We start from the raw sequence: 5,014 nt of genomic DNA on the forward strand, positions 1-5,014 counted from the left end.
AAAATCATGGAACTTTTTTCGGGGTTCTTGTATCTAATATTATGATTAATACTATGATAGTAAAATCTCTCTGAAATGAAGAAGGGAAAAGAGGTTTTGAAATGATAAAAACTCCTGGAGCGTACCATAAATAGGTTAACTGAATATGAAAAGCAAAATGTTAAAGCATTTAACAAAAAATGAAAATGGTATTAGAATTTTTGTAGGGAGGTAAAAAATGAGTAAGAAGTTTTTGTTTATTTTATTAATTAGCATTATTTTGGGAGGATTGTCATTCTATAAGCCGATTAATTGGACTTTCAAAGGAGAAAATGAAATTAATCTTCGCTCAAATGTTAAGTTTGAAGCAATAACAGCTTTATTACCTTTTCAATTTCGAGATCCAAAAATTTCAAAAGAATACAATATAAAAGGCTATGTTGATATCAGTTTGCAAGGTGATTCTCCGTTGAATGAATATTCACTTTCGAAACCTCAAAATAAAGGAGTTTATCTTTTAAAAAGAGGAAGTAAACTTGTTATACCAATCCTCTTAAAGTTTGTAAGTTACGATCCAAATGCAAAAGAGGCACACTTGAGGTTTGACCCAAAGGACCTTTCAGGCGGACAGGTAGAGGTTTATTATCTAATCAGAGATAAGAATAGCAATGTAATTGGAAAAGATAAGGTTACAATAAATGACTATCTTAGTTATGATAAGAAATCATTAACTCTTAAAGCAGGAGAAACTGAGGAGATTTTGATGACACTGGATATACCAGAAGATTTCCCGGATAATGTCCAGACATTTATATTGCAACCTTACGGCATAATCTGTGAAGATACAAGCATACCCTTAGTGCCAGATGAAAAGAATGCACCTGAATTTAATGTCTGCATAATCGGAGATAGTTGAGTTAAATTAAATATTCATTTAGCAAAAATGAGTTTTATCTATCCTATTTAAATCTGTATAAGATAAGGCTTTTTATTCCAAAATCTGCTATAATGTAAAGGAGTAGGCAGAAATGAAAAATAAAGTCGACATTGTAAGAAATGTTTATCTTTTTGGAGTGAGCCTAATCGGGATAATTTTTCTCATAGTTGGACTTATAAGGATAACAAATTCATTAACCTCTATCTATTTTCCAAAAACTGGACAAGGCATTGATATGCTCTACCAGTACAAGAACCTTTATGAAGCAATTTTAATGGCGGTTGTGGGGATTTTGGTTTTCGCCTTTCACTGGTATTTCATAGTCAAGGAAAAAAGACTTGGAAGGCTTTCTCAAATTCAATACGAATCTTCTATGAACTTATTTGAGGCAATTTTCTTTTATCTTCTTTCTTTTGTTGGAATAATGATATTTATGACTTCTTTAATAAGTATGGTTGGTGGGTTCTACAGCATCCAGTATCCACCACCGCAAATAGATAAGAGCGGTAATATCATAAAAGAATCTACTCCTTATGTTGAAAAAGACATTGCCCAGATTGTAAGAAGTTGCATTTCAACACTCATTGGTCTTGTAACATTTTTAATTGGCTTTGCAAGGTCTCAAATTTCTATGAAAAAGGCGGAGAATACAGAAATTAATACTTGAAAAGTAATAATTTAATGGTATAATTTAGAGAAGGAGGTCGAAAATGAGTGTAAGAAAAATTAAAGATGGTGTTTATGCCGTAGGTGTTAATCACTGGGATAGAAAATTATTTGACGAAATTATACCGCTTCCAAATGGAACGAGCTATAATTCCTATCTTATTATAGGAAGTGAGCATACCGCACTTATTGATACTGTTGATCCAGAGCTGACTGATGAATTTTTAAGAAATTTGCAGGAATTCAAGGATTTAAAAATCGACTATGTAATATCACAGCATTCGGAACAAGACCACTCTGGCAGTATACCGAAAGTTCTTGAGGTCTTTAAGGATGCGAAAGTTGTCACAAACGAAAAATGCAAAGAATTGCTTATGGAGCACTTGCTTATTCCGGAAGATAAATTTATCGTGGTTAAGGATTATGAAAAACTTTCCTTAGGTAACAAGACACTTCAATTTATATTAACACCCTGGGTTCACTGGCCGGAAACGATGAGCACATATCTTGAAGAGGACAAGATTCTTTTTACCTGTGATTTCTTTGGTTCACACTATGCAACAAGCGAACTTTATGCAGAGAATTCTGAGATTGTCCTTGAAGGTGCAAAAAGATACTATGCAGAAATAATGATGCCGTTTAGAAATTTCATCAAGAGCAACATAAACAAGATAAGCAAGTTTGATTTCGAGATTATTGCGCCAAGCCATGGCCCTATGTGGAATGACCCAAAGTTCATCGTTAACGCCTACTCTGATTGGATTTCTGATAAGGTTTCTAACACTGTTTTAATCCTTTATGCGTCCATGCATGGAAGCACAAAAGTTGCAGTTGAAGTCCTTTACAATGCACTTGTTGAGAAGGGAATCAAAGTTGTGCCGTTTAACCTTGTTTCTGCTGATATTGGAGAGATTGCAATTTCCCTTGTTGATGCCGCAACTGTTATTTTTGCATTTCCCACAGTGCTTACGGGACCACATCCACTCGGTGCAAATATAACTTACTTTGCAAACGCAATAAGGCCTAAGGTAAAATATGCTGCTGTTATTACATCCTATGGCTGGGGCGGAATGACAGTGAAATGGGTAAAAGACCATATTGGAAATTTAAAGGCAGAGTTACTTGATGAGATTGAGATAAAAGGACTACCAAAAGACAAAGATATTGAAAGACTGAAGGCACTTGCAGATAAAATTGAAGATGCGCATAAAAAACTTGGAATTTTATGACTTTTGTAGTATAATTTAGTGTAGTTTAAAATAATTAAAAATAAGGAGGTAGGCTATGGCACTAAAAGACCTAATTCAAGCAAATGATTTTAAGAAAGAGAAGCATGTTCCTGTAGTTGAAGTCCTTGAAAAAGGAGAGAAAGTTCGAATAAGGGTTTCTGTTGGAAAGGAGATTCCACATCCAAACACAACCGAACACCACATAAGTTTTATCGAGGTCTATTTCAAGCCCGAAGAGGGTAAATTTCCTTATCTTGTTGCACGATTCACTTTTGATGCACATGGCGCTTCAACAAATGGTGCAAACTCAAGTGGCGTTTACGCTGAGCCTGATGTTACATTTACTGCAAAACTCGATGTCCCGGGTGAACTTTATGCACTTTCCTACTGCAACATTCACGGTCTCTGGGAAAGTGAACCAGTTAAAATTTAATTTAATGGAGGTGTAAGATGACTCAAGTATTTGAGATTTATAAGTGTGAAATTTGTGGAAACATTGTCGAGGTTGTTCATGAAGGGAGAGGAACTCTTGTTTGCTGTGGACAACCGATGGTTAAAATTGGCGAGAAAGTCTCTGAAAGCGAAGCAGGGCAGGAAAAGCACATCCCTGTCGTTGAAAAAATGGAACATGGCACTCTCATAAAGATTGGTTCTGTTCCACACCCAATGGAACAAGATCACTACATCGAGTGGATTGAAGCGTTCAGGAAAGACGGGAAAGTCGTAAAAATTATGCTAAAGCCAGGCGAAGCACCTCAAGCTCATATCGGTTGGTCTGTTGAAGATCTTGCCGAAGTTAGGGCTTATTGCAACAAGCATGGCCTATGGGCAAAGAAATTTTAAAGAAAGGTGTTTTGTATGATTAAAGAAAGAATTCAGGATGCCATAAACGAACAAATTTCAAGGGAGTTTTTCTCTGCGTATCTATATCTTGCAATGGGTATGTATTTTGAAAGCAAGAATTTAAGAGGCATTGCAAAATGGTTCTTTGTGCAGTATAAGGAAGAGTTGAAGCATGCAGAGAAATTTATCTCCTACTTAAGCGAAAGAGGCGGAAGAGTTTTCTTAAAGGCAGTTCCAGAGCCAAAGAAAGAATGGAATGGAGCACTTGATGCATTTGAGGAAGCATACAACCACGAGAGATTTATCACTGAATCAATTGAAAAGATTATGAAAATTGCAGTTGAAGAAAATGACTTTGCTACACAAAATCTTCTTAACTGGTTTATAGATGAGCAAGTTGAAGAAGAGGCGCAGACTTACGAAATTGTCCAGAAACTAAAACTTATTGGAGAGCAGGGACAGGCTCTCTATATGCTCGACAAAGAACTCGGGCAAAGACAGGGATAGGCAATACTTTAGGGGGGGCGAAAGCCCTCCTTTTTAATTTGTGAACTTAAAAATCTACCCTTAAATTAAATCTTAAGTACAATCTTAAAAAGGCAAGATTTTATCACATTTTCTAATTTTACATATACAAAAACCATACCTTAAAACCCCGCATATTTTCGTAGAGAGCGCATTAATACTTGTTTACAACCGCACATTTTAAGCGTCGTAGAGCGTTAATTTTACCTCAAAATGGGTTAAAGTATCTGCGAACAAAAATTTGCCTCTCTAAACGCAAAATTCTAAGGGTTTATAAAAATTTAAAGAAACAGCCTTTAAAAATGTTTTTATTAACTTAACAAATTAACGCATTATTTATTTTCAAAAAGCCCCATATATCGTTCCATTGCTTTTTTGGTTTCATCCAAATTGAGATTGTCGTGCTCTGGAAAATTTGCTTTTTCAAGTCTCAAGCGTATTTCCTCTAACTTTTTTGTATCTACAGGTTTACCATCCCGTTGTTTTTGCTCTTCAAGAAAAATACTTTCCACATCGTTATAAAATAGTTCCAAAATGCGTAAAGTGTTGGTCTTATATTTTGCTGCCACGCTCTGTCATTTATAAGAGGGCTAACACCATTTGATAGATATGTTACTTCTAATTCTGTAACATGTAATATCCATGAAACCTTTCCTGATAAATCATTCCAATTATTGCTTTTTGCTTCATTCAGTGATTCTAATAGCGTGCGTAAATTTGTCCTTACCATATTTGTAAGCCCTCGCGCTACATCTTGGGATATTCTCTGATTATCGTAATAGTAACGGTAAAAGTATACATTGAACCAGAGGGAAGTTGTAAGCGCAACAATTAA

Annotated in this window: 7 protein-coding genes; 6 read left to right on the forward strand and 1 reads right to left on the reverse strand. The window is 35.3% G+C overall.

What is annotated here, in order from left to right; translation table 11 throughout:
• The first annotated feature begins 217 nt into the window (after positions 1-217).
• The 6 genes from JHC30_03705 (at position 218) to JHC30_03730 (ending at position 4,161) form a co-directional block, all read left to right on the forward strand.
• Positions 218-895, forward strand: a complete 678-nt coding sequence (locus JHC30_03705) for a hypothetical protein (GenBank protein ID MCI4463258.1) — start codon at positions 218-220, stop codon at positions 893-895.
• A 112-nt stretch (positions 896-1,007) separates the two neighbouring features.
• The gene (locus tag JHC30_03710; protein ID MCI4463259.1) at positions 1,008-1,583 is read left to right on the forward strand and encodes a hypothetical protein; all 576 of its coding nucleotides are present in this window, start codon (positions 1,008-1,010) and stop codon (positions 1,581-1,583) included.
• A gap of 43 nt (positions 1,584-1,626) precedes the next feature.
• Entirely contained in the window at positions 1,627-2,811 is a 1,185-nt protein-coding gene (locus JHC30_03715) for an FprA family A-type flavoprotein (GenBank protein MCI4463260.1), read from the forward strand.
• A gap of 55 nt (positions 2,812-2,866) precedes the next feature.
• A complete protein-coding gene (locus JHC30_03720; protein MCI4463261.1) occupies positions 2,867-3,244 on the forward strand; it encodes a class II SORL domain-containing protein in 378 nt (125 codons plus the stop codon).
• Positions 3,245-3,261: 17 nt separating this feature from the next.
• Positions 3,262-3,654 (forward strand): desulfoferrodoxin, encoded by a 393-nt coding sequence (locus JHC30_03725; protein ID MCI4463262.1) that lies wholly within the window; start codon positions 3,262-3,264, stop codon positions 3,652-3,654.
• Between the two features lie 15 nt (positions 3,655-3,669).
• Positions 3,670-4,161: a ferritin gene (locus tag JHC30_03730; protein MCI4463263.1), complete on the forward strand. Its 492-nt coding sequence runs from the start codon at positions 3,670-3,672 to the stop codon at positions 4,159-4,161.
• Between the two features lie 350 nt (positions 4,162-4,511).
• On the opposite strand, the gene JHC30_03735 is transcribed toward JHC30_03730, so the two are convergent.
• A complete protein-coding gene (locus JHC30_03735; GenBank protein MCI4463264.1) occupies positions 4,512-4,748 on the reverse strand; it encodes a hypothetical protein in 237 nt (78 codons plus the stop codon).
• Positions 4,749-5,014: the final 266 nt, after the last annotated feature.

This window comes from Caldisericum sp., assembly GCA_022759145.1.
GTDB lineage: Bacteria > Caldisericota > Caldisericia > Caldisericales > Caldisericaceae > Caldisericum.

What these genes read in the sequence shown, in the direction of transcription:
- JHC30_03705 (MCI4463258.1), top strand. Translation starts at nt 218, where the DNA reads ATGAGTAAGAAGTTTTTGTTTATTTTATTAATTAGCATTATTTTGGGA.
- JHC30_03710 (MCI4463259.1), top strand. Translation starts at nt 1,008, where the DNA reads ATGAAAAATAAAGTCGACATTGTAAGAAATGTTTATCTTTTTGGAGTG.
- JHC30_03715 (MCI4463260.1), top strand. Translation starts at nt 1,627, where the DNA reads ATGAGTGTAAGAAAAATTAAAGATGGTGTTTATGCCGTAGGTGTTAAT.
- JHC30_03720 (MCI4463261.1), top strand. Translation starts at nt 2,867, where the DNA reads ATGGCACTAAAAGACCTAATTCAAGCAAATGATTTTAAGAAAGAGAAG.
- JHC30_03725 (MCI4463262.1), top strand. Translation starts at nt 3,262, where the DNA reads ATGACTCAAGTATTTGAGATTTATAAGTGTGAAATTTGTGGAAACATT.
- JHC30_03730 (MCI4463263.1), top strand. Translation starts at nt 3,670, where the DNA reads ATGATTAAAGAAAGAATTCAGGATGCCATAAACGAACAAATTTCAAGG.